We start from the raw sequence: 1,182 nt of genomic DNA, 5'->3' as shown, positions 1-1,182 counted from the left end.
ACTAAAACAATTTTGCTCTGTCCCTGATTCTTCTCAGCCTTTGAACTTCACACAAGGGCCTACACAACTGTCCATTCCTGTAGATTGGAAGTTCACACATAGTTTCTCTCAAGTAGAAGAGTTGACAACTTCTTCTTTTTTCAAAAATAACCCCATGCCACCCTCTTCTATGAAAAGCAGTATTCAATAGAAAGACACAGCACAAAGAAAACTAAATAGATCACATCCTGATGCCAATTCCTTAGAACATAATTCCAATGACCCAAAACATTTAACCTCTTCTTTAACAGTTAAGGAAGGCCTAACATCGAACATAAAAGATGAATGGGACTTTGACATTGTTCTTGGTACATCTGGGTCTCTAAACCTTCATTTATTCTCAGAACAGGAACAGGTTACTTCCATCTCTACTAGCAAAGCCCAAACAGAGTCCAAATGCGGTGTAGATTACTTGGATGATTCCACACCTTTACAGGGATATCCAGATTCATACTGTCCTGGCCATGGTTATTTTGGGCCCTTACACTTCACTCAATGGCCTGTAACATTATCCATTCCAGCAGATTGGACATACACACATATGCTAAACCGGAACGAAGATATCACTCACTCTCCCTCCTACAAATTGAGGCCCAGGGTTTCCTGCTCTAAGACAAGAAGATTGAACCACGAAACTAAACCATGAGGAAGTCTCAATAGATCAAAAGCAGATCATACTGGCCTAGAGTTGCACACACACAACACACCGACTCCTTTCACTGCTTTGATAGCCGTGGGAGTTGTAATACCAAACAATTCTTAGAAATGGGACACTGATATTATAATGGGGACATCTGATTCTCCAGATATTCCTGAATACTCTGAAGAGGCCCAGGTTTCTTTCAGCTCTACTAGAGGGGCCTTAACATCATCCACAATTGAGGGAGAAATTCTGGATGATGCCTCTCCTTCTGTGGGGGACCAATTTTTCTCTGTCCCTGACTCTGTACAGCCTGTGACCTTCAATCAAGGACAAACAACACAGTCCATACAGGTGGATTGGACTTTCACACATATGCCCTCTCAGGTGGAAGAGTTGAAAAATTCTCCATCTATAGAAGATGACACCAGGCCATCCTCTTTGATGAGAACCAACATTCAACAGGCAGCCCCTTCACAAGGAAGCCAGAATAGATCACATTC

2 protein-coding genes are annotated in these 1,182 nt (G+C 42.1%); both read left to right on the top strand.

The features are described from left to right. The coding region (locus tag KRZ98_RS23885) for a hypothetical protein (RefSeq protein ID WP_217675652.1) at positions 1–190 on the top strand (190 nt) is incomplete at its 5' end. A gap of 633 nt (positions 191–823) precedes the next feature. Then, positions 824–1,182 (top strand): hypothetical protein (locus tag KRZ98_RS23880; protein ID WP_217675651.1); only part of this gene is annotated, 359 nt, incomplete at its 3' end.

Source organism: Sphingobium sp. AS12 (assembly GCF_019097845.1).
In the GTDB taxonomy this organism is placed as follows: domain Bacteria; phylum Pseudomonadota; class Alphaproteobacteria; order Sphingomonadales; family Sphingomonadaceae; genus Sphingobium.
This window is presented reverse-complemented; position numbering and strand designations above follow the sequence as displayed.